This is a genomic window from Microbacterium sp. NPDC064584 (genome assembly GCF_040687315.1).
Lineage (GTDB): Bacteria > Actinomycetota > Actinomycetes > Actinomycetales > Microbacteriaceae > Microbacterium > Microbacterium lacus.
The window spans coordinates 192691-210161 of record NZ_JBFBMZ010000007.1 but is presented as its reverse complement, the minus strand read 5'-3'; the positions used below and the strand labels follow the sequence as shown (position 1 = coordinate 210161).

At 68.7% G+C, this 17471-nt stretch carries 12 protein-coding genes; 6 read left to right on the top strand and 6 right to left on the bottom strand.

All coding sequences use genetic code 11. The features are described from left to right. The first annotated feature begins 135 nt into the window (after positions 1–135). Together AB0P18_RS11900 and AB0P18_RS11895 are read left to right on the top strand one after the other, a co-directional pair. Positions 136–1209 carry a tellurite resistance/C4-dicarboxylate transporter family protein gene (locus AB0P18_RS11900; protein WP_363360185.1) on the top strand — a complete coding sequence of 358 codons (1074 nt, stop codon included), beginning with the start codon at positions 136–138 and terminating at the stop codon, positions 1207–1209. After that, complete coding sequence (locus AB0P18_RS11895; RefSeq protein ID WP_363360184.1) at positions 1206–1823, top strand: vitamin K epoxide reductase family protein; 618 nt, start codon at positions 1206–1208, stop codon at positions 1821–1823. The genes AB0P18_RS11900 and AB0P18_RS11895 overlap by 4 nt, the downstream gene beginning before the upstream one ends. Before the next feature lie 54 nt (positions 1824–1877). Here the strand turns inward: AB0P18_RS11895 and AB0P18_RS11890 are convergent, their stop codons facing one another. Next, a complete protein-coding gene (locus AB0P18_RS11890; protein WP_363360183.1) occupies positions 1878–3119 on the bottom strand; it encodes an MFS transporter in 1242 nt (413 codons plus the stop codon). 192 nt (positions 3120–3311) lie between these two features. On the opposite strand from AB0P18_RS11890, the gene AB0P18_RS11885 reads away from it, so the two are divergent. From AB0P18_RS11885 to narI, 4 genes are read left to right on the top strand one after another with little or no spacing between them, the layout of a single operon-like run. Beyond that, positions 3312–7058, top strand: a complete 3747-nt coding sequence (locus AB0P18_RS11885; RefSeq protein ID WP_363360182.1) for a nitrate reductase subunit alpha — start codon at positions 3312–3314, stop codon at positions 7056–7058. Continuing rightward, positions 7058–8743 carry a nitrate reductase subunit beta gene (gene narH / locus AB0P18_RS11880; protein ID WP_363360181.1) on the top strand — a complete coding sequence of 562 codons (1686 nt, stop codon included), beginning with the start codon at positions 7058–7060 and terminating at the stop codon, positions 8741–8743. The genes AB0P18_RS11885 and narH overlap by 1 nt, the downstream gene beginning before the upstream one ends. Then, positions 8740–9447 carry a nitrate reductase molybdenum cofactor assembly chaperone gene (gene narJ / locus AB0P18_RS11875; protein WP_363360180.1) on the top strand — a complete coding sequence of 236 codons (708 nt, stop codon included), beginning with the start codon at positions 8740–8742 and terminating at the stop codon, positions 9445–9447. The genes narH and narJ overlap by 4 nt, the downstream gene beginning before the upstream one ends. After that, positions 9444–10205, top strand: a complete 762-nt coding sequence (narI, locus tag AB0P18_RS11870) for a respiratory nitrate reductase subunit gamma (protein ID WP_363360179.1) — start codon at positions 9444–9446, stop codon at positions 10203–10205. The genes narJ and narI overlap by 4 nt, the downstream gene beginning before the upstream one ends. Here narI and AB0P18_RS11865 read toward each other — a convergent pair. The 5 genes from AB0P18_RS11865 to fdhD all read right to left on the bottom strand — a co-directional run bounded on the left by AB0P18_RS11865 (position 10202) and on the right by fdhD (position 17340). Then, on the bottom strand, positions 10202–11221 hold the full coding sequence (locus tag AB0P18_RS11865; RefSeq protein WP_363360178.1) for a cytochrome P450: 1020 nt from the start codon (positions 11219–11221) through the stop codon (positions 10202–10204). The genes narI and AB0P18_RS11865 overlap by 4 nt on opposite strands. 58 nt (positions 11222–11279) lie before the next feature. Further along, positions 11280–13940, bottom strand: coding sequence for a multicopper oxidase domain-containing protein (locus tag AB0P18_RS11860; RefSeq protein ID WP_363360177.1), 2661 nt, complete (start codon positions 13938–13940; stop codon positions 11280–11282). A 99-nt stretch (positions 13941–14039) separates the two neighbouring features. Continuing rightward, positions 14040–15581 (bottom strand): SDR family oxidoreductase, encoded by a 1542-nt coding sequence (locus AB0P18_RS11855; protein ID WP_363360176.1) that lies wholly within the window; start codon positions 15579–15581, stop codon positions 14040–14042. Between the two features lie 9 nt (positions 15582–15590). Further along, a complete protein-coding gene (locus AB0P18_RS11850; protein ID WP_363360175.1) occupies positions 15591–16220 on the bottom strand; it encodes an N-acetyltransferase in 630 nt (209 codons plus the stop codon). A 241-nt stretch (positions 16221–16461) separates the two neighbouring features. Further along, entirely contained in the window at positions 16462–17340 is an 879-nt protein-coding gene (fdhD, locus tag AB0P18_RS11845; protein ID WP_363360174.1) for a formate dehydrogenase accessory sulfurtransferase FdhD, read from the bottom strand. Between the last annotated feature and the right edge of the window lie 131 nt (positions 17341–17471).

Below are 17471 nucleotides of genomic sequence, written 5' to 3'. Positions count from 1 at the left end.
CCGGGGAGATTAGGGAACGTAAGCACTTCCACTAAGCCCCGGAGGTTCTCCTCAGCGCAACCCCCGAAACGTCACCAACGTCTCAGCCGGGTACACCTAGCCTGTGCTCGACGAGCAGCGTTCCGAGGAGGCTCCATGAGCGGTCTCGATGCGATGTCCGGGCCCGTGGTCGCCGAGGCGAGTGTGATCGGCCCTGCGGAGCTCACCCCGGGCTACTTTGCGGGCGTCATGGCCACGGGCATCGTCTCGATCGGCGCCCAGCTGATCGGGCAGCGGGTGCTGGCCTCAGTGCTGTTCTGGCTGGCGATCGTGTTCTACATCGTTCTGCTGGCCCTCAATCTCTGGCGGTTCATCGCCTTCCGACAGCACATGGTCGCCGATCTTCATGATCCCGCCAGGGCCTTCGGGTTCTTCACTTTCGTCGCGGCGACCAACGTGACCGGCGCGATGCTGGTGGGAATCGGCCTCGTCACGCCTGCGGCCGTGCTCCTGGGCGTCGCGACCACCGCCTGGCTCGTTCTGGGGTATGTGGTCCCGTGGACGGCGGTGCTGGGCAATCAGAGGCGTCCGATCCTCGACAGCGCGAACGGCACCTGGTTCATCGGCGTGGTGGCAAGCCAGTCGGTCGCGGTGCTGGCGGCGGGGCTCGAGCCGCTTTTCCCGCAATGGCGACAAGGTCTGGCGATCCTCGCGGTCGTGACGTGGTCGGTCGGAGTGGTCCTCTACGCCGCGTGCGCAGTGCTGGTGCTGCTGCGGCTCGTGCTGTATCCGATCGAGCCGAGCAAGCTCGAGCCGCCCTATTGGGTGTCGATGGGAGCCGTCGCGATCACCGTGGTGGCGGGCGCCCGGATCGTCGAGATGGACGAAGCGCCGATGGTCGATGTCACACGCGAGCTCATCGCAGGGCTCTCGGTGATCTTCTGGGCGTTCGCGACCTGGCTCATCCCCCTCCTTCTCGCTGCCGGGGTCTGGCGCCACGGTGTGCATCGAGTGCCGCTGAGATATCAGCCGACGCTGTGGAGCTTCGTCTTCCCGATGGGCATGTACGCGACTGCGAGCATCTACCTCGGGCGCGCGGACGGACTCCCCGTCGTAGAGGCGGTCGGCGCCAACTGGTTCTGGCTGGGCCTGGCTGTGTGGGCTCTCACCGCGACGGCGATGATCGCCGATATCGCGCGGCGATTCACCCGCAGAAAGGTACGCGCATGAGCATGACCATGACCGGCCGAGACGCGCCGACGTACCGACCGGCTACGGGGACGGCGATCCTCTGGATCGTGACCGCCGTCGTGTCGTGGACGGTGTCGTTCCTGCTGTACCGCGAGTACATCGGTCAGCTCACCGACGCACCGCCGATGCTTTCGTGCAACATCAGCCCGTTCATCACGTGCGGTCCGAACCTCTTGGCCCCGGCGGGCAACCTGCTGGGCTTCACCAACGCGATCCTCGGCATGGTCCTCTTCCTGGGTCCGATCTTCGCCGGGGTCGGAGCCCTGGCTTCTCCCGCGGGAATGCATGCGTGGTACTGGCGTGCCTTCGCCACGTTCGTGCTGGGCGGCTACCTGCTCGTCCATGTCTTCGCCTACCGGAGCATCTTCGAGTTCGGTTCGCTGTGCCCCTGGTGCCTCATCGTCTGGCTTATGACGATTCCGCTCTTCTGGTCCGTGGCCGGATGGACGCTCCAGTCGGGCGTCTGGGGGTCCGCTGCGCGCAGAGTCGGCTCGGTGATCCGCTCCTGGCTCGCACTCATCGTCGTCGTCGACTACGCCGTCATCGCCGTCGCCGCGCAGGTGCGACTCGACCTCCTGAGCCTCTTGGCCTGAACGGGGCGTCGGGCTCACGCTGAGCCGGGGTCGAGGCACCGCGCGGGCGTGGGATCAGGACGGCGTGGCCTTCGCCGCCCGCGCGTCGCGCAGCATCCCGGCGACGACCATGGCGCCCGCTCCGACGAGGACCAGCAACCACAGGCCGAGGACATACGAGTTCGTCTCGGCGCTATAGGTCGCGCCCATGACGAGTGGGGGGAAGTATCCACCGAGGCCGCCCGCGGCGGCCACGACGCCCGTGACGGCGCCCACTTTGTCGGGCGGCGTCGACGGACCGACCCAGGTGAAGACCGCGCCCATCCCGAGTCCCATCGCCGAGGCCATAAGCAGGAAGACCACGCCGGTCAAGACGCCCTCGGGCGGCTGCTGCCCGACGACATAGGCGGTGGCCACGATGCCCGCCAGCGAGATGAGTGAGATGACTTTCGGACCGAACCGGTCGGCGAGGACACCGCCGACCGGTCGGGCGATCACCGCAGCGGCGGCGAAGAGGGCTGTCCGCGTGCCCGCACCCACGGCGTCGACGTCGTCGGGATAGATCGTCAGGAGGTACTTGGGGAGGTAGGTCGAGAAGGCGACGAAGCCGCCGAAGACGATCGCATAGAGGAACGACATCTGCCAGGTGATGGCGAGTTTGAGCGCGCCGGTGACCTTCGGAATGAGCCGCTCGTGGCTGGGCTTCCAGGCGGGCGACTCGCGAAGGAACAGCCAGACGACGATCGCGACCACGACCAGTACTCCGGCGATCACCAGATACGTGGCCAGAAAGCCGATCGATTGGGCAAGACGCGGCGTCACGAAGGCCGACACCGCCGTGCCGATCATCCCCATTCCGAAGACACCGGTGGCGAAACCCCTCCGCGACGCGGGGAACCACGCGCTCGAGAACGGGATGCCGACGGCGAAGATCGTGCCGGCCACACCCAGGAGGAATCCGGCCCCGATGAGCAGCCAGTAGTTGCCCACGGCGCCGGCCAGCGCGACGAGGAGCACCGCCGGCACCGACGCCAGCAGCACGAGAGTGAACATCCGGCGCCCGCCGAATCGGTCGGTCAGCGCCCCCACGACGATGCGCCCGAGTGCGCCGACGAGAACCGGCGTGGCGAGCATGAGAGAGACCTGGACCTGGTCCAGCCCCATCTGCTCGGCGTAGATGTTCTGAAGCGGCGCGATGGACATCCACGCCCAGAAGCCGGCCGTAGAGGCGATCGTCGCCAGGATGACCTGGGCGAGTCCGCCGCGGAGGTCCGGGGCAGACTCGACGGCCGTCTCGATTGCGACGCTCTGCGACATGGCGCCTCCATTCGTCGAGTTCAAGATAGCCCCAGAGTGGGCACGCGTCACCAGTGACCACCGTGGATATTCGTCGAGTTCCACGCGCCCCGTTGCCACCGCGCGCCCGTGGCGATTAAATACGGTCAAGGGCTCGATGCCCGACCGCGAGGAAGCGAATACTGAGGCCCTACCGCCTTGCTGGAGGACTCGATGACCCCTGATGCCCGCTCGATCCACCCGGCCACTGATGGGCCCCTCGCCGACGGCCTGCTGACATTCGGACGCTTCTTGCGTCGGGGCAAGACGAGTGAAGATCTGCGCACTCTCTTCCTCGAGGGCGGCCGCAGGGGCGATGTCTTCTACCGCGATCGCTGGGCCCACGACAAGGTCGTCCGCTCCACGCATGGTGTCAACTGCACCGGGTCGTGTTCGTGGAAGGTGTACGTCAAAGACGGCATCATCACGTGGGAGACGCAGCAGACCGACTACCCGTCGGTCGGCCCGGATTCGCCCGAGTACGAGCCCCGCGGCTGCCCGCGAGGAGCCGCCTTCAGCTGGTACACGTACTCCCCCACTCGCGTGCGCTACCCGTACATCCGCGACACGCTCGCAGAGCTCTATCGCGCCGCGCGCACCATTCACCCCGACCCGGTGGACGCGTGGGCGTCGATCGTCGAGGATCCTGAGGCGTCGCGCGCCTACAAGTCGGCGCGTGGCAAAGGCGGCCTGGTTCGTACGACCTGGGGCGAGGCGCTTGAGATCGCCGCAGCCGCCCACGTGTACACGGTGAAGCAGTACGGCCCCGACCGCGTCGCCGGCTTCTCGCCGATTCCGGCGATGTCGATGGTCTCGCACGGTGCCGGCGCCCGGTTCCTCAATCTCCTCGGCGGCACGATCCTGTCGTTCTACGACTGGTACGCCGACCTGCCGGTGGCGAGCCCGCAGGTCTTCGGCGACCAGACCGACGTGCCCGAGTCCGCAGACTGGTGGAACGCGGGTTACCTCATCATGTGGGGCTCCAACGTGCCGGTCACGCGAACCCCCGATGCGCACTTCATGGCCGAGGCGCGCTACCGCGGCCAGAAAGTGGTGACCGTCTCTCCGGACTACACCGACAACACCAAGTTCGCCGACGAGTGGGTCGCGCCACACCCCGGAACGGATGCCGCGCTCGCGCTGTCAATGGGCCACGTCATCCTCACCGAGCACTTCGTTCACAAGCGCACGCCGCGGTTCGAGGACTACATGCGCCGCTTCACCGACGCTCCCTATCTCGTGACACTCGAGCGCAACGGCGAGCGCCTCGTGGCCGGCAAGTTCCTCACCGCCTCCGACCTCGGCGGAACGGATGCCGACGCAGCGCGTGCCGACTTCAAGACCGTGCTCCTCGATCAGGCCGGCAACGCGGTCGTGCCGAACGGATCGCTCGGCCACCGCTTCACCCCCGAAGACGAGGGACGCTGGAACCTCGACCTGGGCGACGTGGTTCCGCCGCTGTCGATCGCCGACCTGCGCGACTGGACGGGTGAGTCGGCCGAGGTCGCCCTCTCCCGCTTCGACCTCGCCCCCGAACCCGGAGACGAGCACGCGGGCGGCTCGGGGATCGTCGTGCGGGGGGTTCCGACCCGGCAGGTGGCCGGTCGCACGGTGACGACGGTGTTCGACCTGCTCCTGGCGCAGTACGGAGTCGGCCGGGAAGGGCTGCCCGGGGTGTGGCCGTCCGGCTACGATGACCCCTCGACCCCGGGAACCCCCGCGTGGCAGGAGGAGATCACCGCGGTGCCTGCCGTTCAGGCCACGCGCATCGCACGCGAGTTCGCCGACAACGCCGAGCGCTCAGGTGGGCGCTCGATGATCCTGATGGGCGCGGGCACCAATCACTGGTTCCACTCCGACACGATCTATCGCACATTCCTCGCGCTGACGACGATGACCGGATGCCAGGGCGTCAACGGCGGCGGATGGGCCCACTACGTCGGCCAGGAGAAGGTGCGACCCATCACCGGCTACTCGCAGTACGCGACCGCCGGCGACTGGAACCGTCCGCCGCGACAGATGATCGGCACCGCGTTCTGGTACCTGGCCACCGACCAGTGGCGCTACGACGGACTGCCCGCCGACAAACTGGCCTCGCCACTCGCCCGCGGCGTGTTCGCCGACCGCACGACCGCGGACTGCCTTGTCGAATCCGTCAAGCGGGGGTGGATGCCGAGCTACCCCACGTTCTCGCGCAACCCGCTCGACCTCTGCGACGAGGCCGAAGCGGCGGGCAAGGAGCCCGCGCAGCACGTCGTCGACTCCCTCACCGACGGATCGCTGCACTACGCGTGCGAAGATCCCGATGCCCCCGAGAACTTCCCCCGGATCGTCACGATCTGGCGCGCGAACGTGCTCGGCTCCTCCGGGAAGGGCAACGAGTACTTCCTCAAGCACCTGCTGGGCGCGGACGCCGCGATCCGTGCCACCGAGACGCCCGATGGCGCGCGCCCCCGTGACATCGTCTGGCGAGACGACGCGCCGAACGGCAAGCTCGACCTGCTCATGACGGCGGACTTCCGGATGACCTCGACGACGCTGTTCAGCGATCTCGTGTTCCCCGCCGCCACCTGGTACGAGAAGTACGACCTGTCCTCGACCGACATGCACCCGTTCCTGCACTCCTTCAACCCGGCGATCAACCCGCCCTGGCAGACTAAGACCGACTACGACCTGTTCCGCGAACTCGCAGAGCGGTTCAGCGCACTGTGCGAGGGCCATCTGGGCGTCCGACGCGACGTGGTCGCCTCGCCGCTGCAGCACGACACCCCCGATGTGATGGCGTACGCCCATGGAGCAGTGCCCGAGGACCCGCCGCTCGTGCCCGGGGTCACGATGACCAAGCTCGTCGTGGTGGAGCGGGACTACCCGGCGCTGGCCGACCGGTGGAAGTCGCTCGGCCCCCTGACCGAGAAGCTCGGGATGACGACGAAGGGCATCACCTACCACCCCGACAAGGAGCTGCAGAGCCTCGCGCACCTGAACGGTGTGGTGGAGGGCGGCGCATCGGCGGGCCGCATCCGCCTCGATTCCGACAAGCGCGTGTGCGAGATGATCCTCGCCTTCTCGGGAACGAGCAACGGGCGCCTCGCGGTGCAGGGCTTTCGCGCCCTCGAGAAGCGCACCGGCCAGAAGATGGCCTACCTCGCCGAAGAGGAGGAGGGCAAGCGCATCTCGTTCGCCGATGTGCAGGTGCAGCCCCGAGCGGTGATCACCTCCCCCGAATGGTCGGGGTCCGAACACGGCGGCAGGCGCTACACCGCGTTCGCGATCAACGTCGAGCATCTGAAGCCCTGGCACACCCTCACCGGCCGTCAGCATTTCTATCTCGATCATGACTGGATGGAGGAGCTCGGCGAGAACATGCCGACCTTCCGCCCGCCGCTGGACATGCACAGGCTCTTCGATTCGCCGAATGTGGGGACGGTCACGCGCATCGCGGGCCCTGGGGCGCCCGGTCAGACCGAGGTGGCTGTGCGCTACCTCACACCGCATTCGAAGTGGTCGATCCACTCCGAGTACCAGGACAACCTCTTCATGCTGTCGCTCTCGCGCGGCGGTCCCACGATCTGGATGAGCCCGCAGGACGCCGGCAAGGTGGGCGTGCGCGACAACGACTGGATCGAGTCGTACAACCGCAACGGAGTGGTCGTCGCGCGGGCGATCGTGTCGCACCGGATGCCGGAGGGCACCGTGTACATGTACCACGCGAAGGACCGCACGGTCGACGTGCCGATCGCCGAGACGAGCGGCATGCGCGGCGGCATCCACAATTCACTCACCCGGATCCTGCTCAAACCCAGCCACCTGATCGGCGGCTACGCGCAGCTCGCGTGGGCGTTCAACTACCTGGGCCCCACCGGAAACCAGCGCGACGAGATCACCGTCATCCGTCGCCGCAGCCAGGAGGTCGAGTACTGATGAAGGTCATGGCCCAGATGTCGATGGTGATGAACCTCGACAAGTGCATCGGCTGCCACACATGCTCTGTGACGTGCAAGCAGGCCTGGACGAACCGCACCGGTGTGGAGTACGTCTGGTTCAACAATGTCGAGACCCGCCCCGGCGTCGGCTACCCGCGCGGGTACGAAGACCAGGAGAAGTGGGGCGGCGGATGGGTGCGCACGAAGCGCGGGCGCTTGAAGTTGCGCAGCGGTGGCCGCCTGGCCAAGCTGGCCCGCATCTTCTCGAACCCGAAGCTGCCTGAGATCCACGACTACTACGAGCCGTGGACGTACGACTACGACATGCTGCTGAACGCCCCGCGCGGCGGACAGGTGCCGGTTGCTCGGCCCAAGAGCCTGCTGACGGGCGAAGACATGAAGATCTCGTGGTCGGCGAACTGGGACGACGATCTCGGCGGGTCGCTCGAGACCATGCAGCAGGACCCGATCCTGCAGAAGATGAGCGAGAAGGTCCACGCGGAGTTCTCGAAGGCCTTCATGTTCTATCTCCCGCGCATCTGCGAGCACTGCCTCAACCCCTCGTGCGTCGCGTCGTGCCCTTCGGGGGCGATGTACAAGAGGGCTGAAGACGGAATCGTCCTGGTCGACCAGGACCAGTGCCGCGGCTGGCGCATGTGCGTGTCGGGCTGCCCGTACAAGAAGGTGTACTTCAACCACAAGACCGGCAAGGCCGAGAAGTGCACGATGTGCTACCCGCGCATCGAGGTGGGCCTGCCGACCGTGTGCTCCGAGACGTGCGTCGGCAGGCTCCGCTATCTCGGCCTCGTCCTGTACGACGCGGATCGTGTCGCCGAGGCGGCCAGCGTCGAAGACGAGCGGGCCCTGCTCGCCGCTCAGCGGAGCATCATCCTCGACCCCCGCGATCCCGCCGTGGTCGAGCAGGCCCGCCGCGACGGCATCCCCGAGGACTGGATCGAGGCCGCGCAGCGCAGCCCGATCTGGCGACTCATCCAGGAGTACGAGGTCGCTCTGCCGCTGCATCCCGAGTACCGCACGATGCCGATGGTCTGGTACATCCCGCCGCTGTCGCCCGTCGTCGATGTGGTGAGCGAATCGGGCAACGACGGCGAAGACGCGCGCACGCTGTTCGCGGCGATCGACAAGCTCCGCATTCCCATCGGGTACCTCGCGGAACTGTTCACCGCGGGCGAGATCGGACCCGTCGATCATGCTCTGCGCCGTCTCGCGGCGATGCGCTCGTACATGCGGGGAGTGAACCTCGACGACGAGCGCGACGAACGGATCGCGCGGGCCGTCGGCATGTCGGGCGCGGAGATCGAGGCGATGTACCGGCTGCTCGCGATCGCGAAGTACGAGGACCGCTACGTCATCCCGTCCGCGCACACCGAGCAGGCGCACCAGCTCGAGGAGATGGCGTGCTCGCTGGACTACGACGGCGGCCCGGGAATGGGCGGGGCTGGTCCGTTCGGCACGTCCAGCGGTCCGAGCGTGCCGGTCGCGGTGGAGAACTTCCACATTCTCGCCGACCGGCAGACCGCTGATCGCCCGTCCGGTCCCGGGCGGGTCAACCTGCTCAACTGGGACGGCAACGGCACCCCGGACGGCCTGTTCCCCCCGACCGATGCCGGCCCGGTGCAGACGACGAGCAAGGGACGCCGCGTCGATGGAGGTGCGCCGTGAGCACCGTGCTCCCACGGGTCACCCCGCGCAAGGCGCTGCCGCGCGAGGTGACACCGCTCTCGCTGTCAGCCGCGCAGCGGTCGAGCACGCACATGATCGCCTCGCTCCTGCTCGACTATCCGGACGCCGAATGGTTCGCGCGACTCAGCGTGGTTCGCGAGGGCCTGCGTGGACTTCCCGCCCAGATCGTCGAACCGATCGCCGTCTTCGTGGATGCCGCCGAGGCCGCGGGATCGACCGAGTGGCAGCGGCGGTATGTGCTCACGTTCGATCTGAAGCGAAAGTGCAGCCTGTATCTGAGCTACTACGCGACGGGAGACACCCGCAAGCGCGGCACGGCGCTCGTGACGTTTCTGGAGGCCTACCGCGCCGCCGGCTGGGAGTTCGACGCGCCCGAGCTGCCGGATTACCTTCCCGCGGTGCTCGAGTTCTCAGCGGTGAGCGACTCGCCCATCGCCGGCGCGCTGATCGCTTCGCACCGGGAAGGCATCGAAGTGCTGCGCGCGGCGCTGGAGGGAATGCAGAGTCCGTGGGCCGACGTGGTGCGCGTGATTTCGCTTTCGCTTCCGCCGATCGATGCCCGCACGCGTGAGCGGTACCTCAATCTGGTCAGCGAGGGTCCGCCGACCGAGACCGTGGGTCTCAGCTTCCTCGGCAACCTTCCGCCCTTCCAGCCTGTCTCACAGAGAGGGGAGACACCGTGAACACCCTGGACATCATCCTGTGGGTGGCGATCCCGTACGCCGCCATCGCCGTCTTCATCGTCGGCCACATCTGGCGGTACCGCTACGACAAGTTCGGCTGGACGACGCGATCGAGCCAGACCTACGAGAGCCGGATGCTGCGCTGGGGGTCGCCGATGTTCCATCTGGGCATCCTCATGGTCATCGCGGGCCATGTCGTGGGACTGCTGATTCCCCGGGAATGGCTCTACGCGATAGGGATCTCCGAAGAGATCTACCATTTCGGTGCCACCGCACTGGGGACCGCCGCCGCGGTGCTGACCTTGGCGGGCCTGGCGATCCTGATCTACCGTCGCCGCACGGTGGGCCCCGTGTTCCTGGCGACCACGCGTATGGACAAGGTGATGTACGTCTTCCTCGGCGTGACGCTGGCATTGGGGACCCTGGCGACGGTCATCTACCAGGTGTTCGGCTCGGGATTCCACTACCGCGAGACGATCTCGCCCTGGATCCGCAGCATCCTGCTGTTCCAGCCTCAGCCCGAGCTCATGCTGGAGGTGCCGCTGCTGTTCCAGCTGCACGTCCTGACCGCGTTCGCCCTCTTCGCGCTGTGGCCGTTCACGCGCCTCGTACACGTCTTCTCAGCCCCGGTCGGCTACCTCTTCCGCCCATACATCGTCTACCGCTCGCGCGACGACCAGCAGCGGGGAGCCCGCCCGAACCGGCGCGGGTGGGATCCGGTGCAGGCACCGGATCCCGAGAAGCTGCACAAGCTCTAGCCGCGCAGTGCCGTCGGCTGCGGCGCGAGGCGCACCGGAAGCGAGCGGAAGCCGGCAGACGGCGGCTGCTCGCGCACGGGCGGGTGGCCGGCGATCAGCTCAGGTCTTCCCGCGGTCATCACGGCGCGCAGCAGGATGCGCAGCTGCCGGGTGGCGAGCCCTCGGCCCGGGCAGACGTGCGGCCCGACGCCGTAGACGAGATTGTCCGGGCCGTGACCGTCCGGGTCGAATGACCCCGGGTCTGCGAACACGCCTCCGTCGCGATTGGCTGCCCGCCAGTCGAGCACGATCTCCTCACCGGCACCCACCGGGCACCCTGCAACGACGGTGTCGCTCACCGCGATGCGCCGATTCGACACGAAGGGGTCATCGAGCCTCAGCATTTCATCGACAGCCCGGTCGAGCGCCGCGTCGTCGGACGCCACAAGGTGACCGAAGTGATCGGGGTTCGTGGCTACCCAGTGCACGGCCACCCCGACGCACAGGGCGAGCGACGACAGGTCTCCGCCGGTCCAGTTGCGCAGGATCGAGACGACCTCTTCGTCGGTGATGCGCCGACCTTTCCAGCGCAGGGTCATGAGGAGTCCGGTGAGATCGCATGACGGCCGCCCGCGCCGCTCGTCGATGAGCATTCGCACGAGGCCCTCGAAGCCCGCAGCGGAGCGGGCGATCTGCTCGGGGTGGCGACTGCAACCGGCCGCCCGATGCTCGGCAACCCACGCGATGAGCTCCGGCTCCAGATCGTCGCGCCACCCGAGCCACGCCGATGCCGCGCGGACGGCGAAGACGACGCCGAGGTCTTCGACGGCGTCGAAAGGGTCCTCGCCGAGGCCTCCGACCAGGTCGGCGGCGATCCGCGCCAGCGTCGGCTCCAATGCGCCGAGCGCCGGGGGGTGGAAGAAGGGTGCCAGCATGCGGCGCGCCTCGGCGTGGCGTTCACCGTCGAGACCGTTGGGAATCTGCAGGTGGCGTGAGACGGCGTTCGAGAACAGGTCCGGGCTGTTCGCGATGTTCACGACATCAGAGTGGCGCGCGACGACGAGCCGACCCCGGTCATCGCGCGGGCAACCCCTCTCACTCCACCCTGAAGACACCGCGCGCACCTTTCTCCGCGTCGCTCATGCGGTGCGTCACGAACGGATAGTCACCGGGTTCGGGGAAGACGAGCTCGACGAACCCGCCCTGCGCGGGCTCGAGTGCGAGCGCCTGCGAGCCGCCGGGATCTCCCGCTCGCAGCGCGTACGCTCCCTCGCGGTACACCGTGTCGAACTGGCCTCCCACGACATGGAATGACGTCGGGGTGTTCGGCCCGGCATCCAGCACCCAGACGCGCACCCGCTCGCCGACGCCCGCTTCGAGAGGGAGATGCGCGTACTGGTCGGCGTAGCCGTTGAACGCCACCAAGTCGGGAGTCTGCGCGGCGATCTTCTCCGCGTCGGCCGTGTCGCCCTGCGCGCCCAGGTAGAGCTCACCCTGGATCAGAAGGTACTCGCGATCGACCGGCTCAAGATCGGGCGGATCGATGATGACCGCGCCGAACATGCCGTTGGCGATATGCATCGACATCGGCATCGTCGAGCAGTGATACATCCAGATGCCCGCCTTCGCCGCGGTGAAGGCGTACGTGAGACTCTCCCCAGGCTGGATGGTGCGCATCGGACCGTCGGGAGCCAGAGCGCCCGCGTGGAAATCGATCGAGTGGCCGATCGTACCGTCGTTGACCAGCGTGATCTCGAATCGATCACCCACCTCGCCGCGCAGCACCGGCCCCGGCGCACTACCGCCGAACGTCCATCTGGCCTGCGAGATGCCGGAGGCGACCTCCGATACGACCTCTTCGACGCGGAGCGTCACCCGGTGCGCGGACTCGGCCGGTGCCGGCGCGAGGGCGGCGGGCGCGGGCTCGAAGTCGTCGGCAGGCTCGCGCTCCAGATCGATGTCGGCGGCCGCATCACCCGGCGCGTCGACAGACGCCGAGTCCATGTCCATGTCGGCGTGGTCGCCCGAATCGGCGGGGGGCGCACCGAGCGCCCGCACCATCAGCTCCATTCCCATCTGCCGGTGTCCGGCGATCGAGCACCACGCCTGGAAGTCCGCGCCGATGATCCCCACGTCGATCGTCTCCGAGTCTCCCGGAGCGAGCCGCTGAGTGCGCACGCCGTTCGCGAAGGTGAGGTCGTGGACGTCGTCGCCCGTGTTCTCGAAGGTCACGACGAGCCGATCGCCGTAGGGCACCACCAGCACCGGAGTGTCGAAGCGCATGCCCTCCACCGAAACGGTGACCGCGGTCGTGTTGCCGGTCGCGACGATGCTCTCGGCCCGGCCGGCTATCGATATACCCGCGGCGGCGGGGTCGGCAGCGACTCCCGCGGCGACGCTCAGGGCGAGCAGGCCCAGCGCCGCGATGACGCCCCTCGCACGGCGCGACGGTGCCGGAGGCGGTGTGGCGCTCGGCATGCCGAGCGCCACGCGTCCTGTGCGATCGGGGTCGGCGCCCTCCGAGCGTCGCACGCGTCTGCCGACCACGACTGCCCGGATCGCGAGCACGACGAACGCGACGACGACCCCGACGGCGACGAACGACAAGAGCACACGCGCAAGCGACGGCATCGGAAGGAGGTAGAGCAAGAGGGCGCCGTTGAACGCGGTGACGCGGAACGCCGCCGCAGCGTCGAGCACCTCGGCTCCGGCCTTCGCCGCTGCGGGGCTGCCGAGCGCGACGACGGGGAGCAGGTAGCTCAGCGCGCCGGTGAGCACTTGCACTGTGAACCCGACGACGAGGGGTCCCAGCATCGCGAGGTAGCCTGCCCGCAGCCCCGCCCAGTCCGGCGCGATCACCGATTGAGCGCCGAGCGCGACGGCCGCGACCACGAGCCACCCGAACCCCGCCGCGAGACTCCACCCCGCGAACGTCCCCGGCGGCATCGTCCACGCTTCACGCCATCCCTCGACAGCGAGCAGACCCGCGCCGCCGATCCACACCGCCATGCCCACCGGCACGAGCATCCTGACGTCGACGACAGGACCCGCGGCCGTGACGAGGATGCCGGCCACCAGCACGGGCAGCGCACGGCGAGATGCGGCATCCGTTGTCGGGGGAACACGTGCATGCAGCACGGTCGGCCACAGCAGCACGAGCGTCCCCAGCACGGTCAGACCGATCCAGCCGTACACGTTGAGCACGAGATGCGCCGTGACGAGGCGGTCGACGAGGGAGGGATCCACGGCGAGCGCAACCCCCGCGCCGATGCCGAACAGGAACACGACGCTCGCCGCGACGTAGTAGCGCGCGAGCGGTCCGAATCGTGTCGGGAGCGCTCTTCGGCTCTGAAGCACGAGGATCACGCCGTGAGCGAGGATGGCGACGGCGACGATCGAGGCGCCGACGACCACGAGCGGAGTCGTCGCCGTGAGCACACCCGTGACGACCAGCGCGGCGCCGACGGTGTGCAGTCCGAGCCGCACACCGAGACCCACTCGGCCTCCCGGGGGCGGACGACGAAGGAGCGTGTCGGCGAAGTGCTGCGACCAGATGAGGATCGCGGCCGTCGCCGCGCCGAGGAGCGGCACATGGACGAGCAGCCACAGGGGCTGATCGACGAACCTGTGCACCCCGACCGCAATGAGTGCGAGCAGGATCCACGCCAGCACGATCGCGTTCGTCGCGAGGTACCAGTCCCGCCGCGACACAGTGCGCGAGCGCGCGTAGTGAGAGCGCGAGAGCGCGGTATCCATGATTTTCACGCTACGCCGCACCCGGGTCAGGGCACCGGCTGAGGACCGTGATAATTCGCGCCGGCGCCGCCGAGCGGCAGTGCCGAACGTGTCGCGCTCTTACGTACTCGCCTCATCCGCCGCCATGGCCGCCGCGGCGATGCGGTTGGCCATGCCCGCGAAGATGAAGCCGTGGAACGGCAGCACCGCGAGCCAGTACAGGCGGCCCGCGAGTCCCCTCGGGAAGAACACGGCCCGCTGGTCATAGCGCGACCCGGCGCCGTCGGGAGCCACCCGCATCTCGAGCCACGCGAGGCCCGGAACCTTCATCTCGGCCCGCAGCCGCAGCAGGGAACCGGGTTCGAGCGCCTCGACGCGCCAGAAGTCGACGGCGTCGCCGACGACGAGGCGGTCACGGTGCCGGCGCCCGCGGCGCAGACCCACGCCCCCGACGAGCTTGTCCATCCAGCCGCGGACGGCCCACAGCAGCGGGTTCGAATACCAGCCCCGCTCACCGCCGATCCCCTGCACGACGCGCCACAGCGCATCGGGCGCGGCATCCGTGTGCGCGGTGCGCAGATCGGTGAACACGGTCTTGCCGGCCCACTCGGGGTCATTCGGCAGCGGGTCGCTCGGCACGCCCAGCACTTCGCCGTCCTGCCAGCTCGTCTCGATCGCGTCGAGCTTGACCTTGCCGAGCGCGAGCTGCACTGCACGACGGTAGGGCGTCAGTCCGTCTTCGGGCGGCGGGATCAGCGTGTCGACGTCGCCGTCCTTCACGATGCACTCGTTCTGCAGCGACTCCACGAGCGGCATCGCAACGCGACGCGGAATGGGGGTCACGAGGTTCACCCAGTGCGAGGCGAGCCGGGGGGTCAGCACCGGCAGCGCGGCGATTCCCCGCTGTTTGAGCCCCGCCTCGACCGCATAGCCGTTCATCATCTGCCCGTAGCGCAGCACGTCGGGGCCGCCGATGTCGACGGCGCGGTTGACATCGGGCGCGACGCGGGCGGCACCGAGCAGGTAGTGGAGCACGTCGCGCACCGCGATCGGCTGGATCCTGTTGCGCACCCATTTCGGTGCGGGCATGTACGGCAGCACCTCGGTGAGGTGGCGCACCATCTCGAACGACGCCGAGCCCGAACCGATCACGACACCGGCTTGCAGCACGAGTGTCGGCACTCCGCTGTCGAGCAGGATCTGCCCCACCTCGACGCGCGAGCGCAGGTGCGGCGAGAGTTCCGTTCCGGTGGGATGCAGTCCGCCGAGGTAGACGATGCGGCCGAGGTGGGCCGCCGCGGCGGCACGCGCCACGGTCTGCGCGGCGACGCGGTCGGCGCTCTCGAACCCCTTGCCCGCTCCCATCGAGTGGACGAGGTAGTAGAGCACGTCGACGTCCTGCACCGCGTCGCGGACGGCATCCGGGTCGGTCGCGTCACCCTCGACCACTTCGACATTGTCGCCCCAGTCGAACGCGGCGACCCGTCGCGCGTCGCGCGCGAGGACCCGCACCCGGTACCCGCCGTTCAGCAGTCGCGGCACGAGTCGCCCGCCGAGGTAGCCGGTGGCGCCGAGCACGAGCGCCCGAGGCTCCGACCCGTCGTCGCGAGGAAGGGCGCGCAGCGCGTCTTCGCGACCCGTGGGCGCAGTGAGATCGTCCATCCTGGCAGGCTACGCCCGGCGCGAACGGCTCGGGCCGTTCGGGCCAAGATGCATTCCGAACGCCTGCACGCCGGGGTGCGAAGGAATCGGCGTGAACCCGACTCGCGGGTAGAACGCGATCGCGGACTCGTTCTCGGATGCCGCCGCGAGGTGCACTCCGGGCACACCGCGCGCGGTGAGATCGGCGACGACGGTCTCGATGAGCCGACGCCCCCAGCCCTGGCCTTGCGCCTCCGGCAGCAGGTCGATGTGCAGGTGTGCCGGGTACTCGTCGGCGTAGGGCTCGGCCCCGCTGCGACGCGAGTACGCGTAGATGAGAGTGCCGTCCTGGCGGGTGCGCTCGGTGTGCGGCCGCGGCCAGCGCGCACCGCGGCGCGGCCACCACTCATCGTGGAACCAGTCCTCGAATGCATCCGTGTCGGGAGCGCACACGATGTAGCCGACGACCCGGCCGTCGTCGGACTCGACGACGTACGCCAGATCAGGATGCCGGTGCACGTAGGGCAGCACGAACACTTCGGCCCAGATCGTGTCGTCGTCGAACACTCCGGTGGCGTCGGTTCCGGCATCCGCGGTCTTGAGGCAGATGTCGGCGACCGCAGCCTCATCGCCGGAGCGGAACGGGCGGATCTGCGGCATCCGACGAGTCTAGGACGGCGGGTCTCGGCGAGCCGAGGAGCCGGCGGCGCATACGGCGGCCGCAGCGGTGAGCGCGCCCCGCGAGTGCTGCAGTCTCCTGCGAGCGCGCCGTCGGGCTACGCAGCGGTCGCAGAAAACTGCAGCGCTCGCGGCAACCAGCGATCCTCGCCGGGAACGACGCCCCGAGTAGCGGCAGCTCTCGCAGGAAACGGCGGCGTTCGCGGGGACGGCACCTCAGACCTCAGGTCCCGGCGCCGGCGAGCACGCGCTCGTCGCGCGAGTAGATGTTCATCGTCCGCCCTCGGAGGAACCCGACGAGCGTGAGACCCGACGACGCCGCGAGCTCGACCGCGAGCGAGGAGGGTGCCGAGACGGCGGCGAGGATCGGGATGCCGGCCATCACCGCCTTCTGCACGAGCTCGAAGCTCGCGCGTCCTGACACCTGCAGCACCACACCTCGCAGGGGCAGCCGGTCGTTCAGCACCGCCCAGCCGATGACCTTGTCGACCGCGTTGTGCCGGCCGACGTCTTCCCGAAGGACGAGCAGCTCGCCGGATGCCGCGTCGAAGAGCGCCGCGGCGTGCAGGCCGCCGGTCTTGTCGAACACCGCCTGCTGCGCGCGAAGTGATTCTGGTAAGCCCGTGAGGGTCTCGGCATCCACTGTCACGTCGTCGCCGGCGACGTCGTACGCCGACACGGTCTCGACCGCGTCGATCGATGCCTTGCCGCAGAGTCCGCACGAACTGGTCGTGTAGAAGTTGCGCGCCAGGTCGGGATCGGGCGGCTTCACGCCCGGCGCGAGGCTGACGTCGAGGACGTTGTAGGTGTTGCCTTCCCCCGGCGCGCCCACCGAGATGCCTGTGATCGGACCGCCGGTGCCGGGCCCCCCGCAGTGGATCGCGGAGCGGAACTGGTCGCCGCGGGAGATGACCCCCTCGGAGACGAGGAAGCCGGCCGCGAGCTCGACATCGTTGCCCGGAGTGCGCATCGTGACCGCGAGCGGCAGCCCGCCGACGCGGATCTCGAGCGGCTCCTCGACCGCGAGCGTGTCGGACCGACGCACTGGTGCGGCACCGGCGGTGAGCTTCGTCACCGGGCGCCGGACGGTGATCCGACCCATCACGCCAGCCTACGCGCGTCACGGTACGGGGGAGCCTCCGCGCCGACACCTTGAGTCCTCGCGCCGGTCATCGCATTCCGTCGCCGCAACCCGGGGGCAGACCGGCGGCGGCCGCTAGCCTGAAACCCATG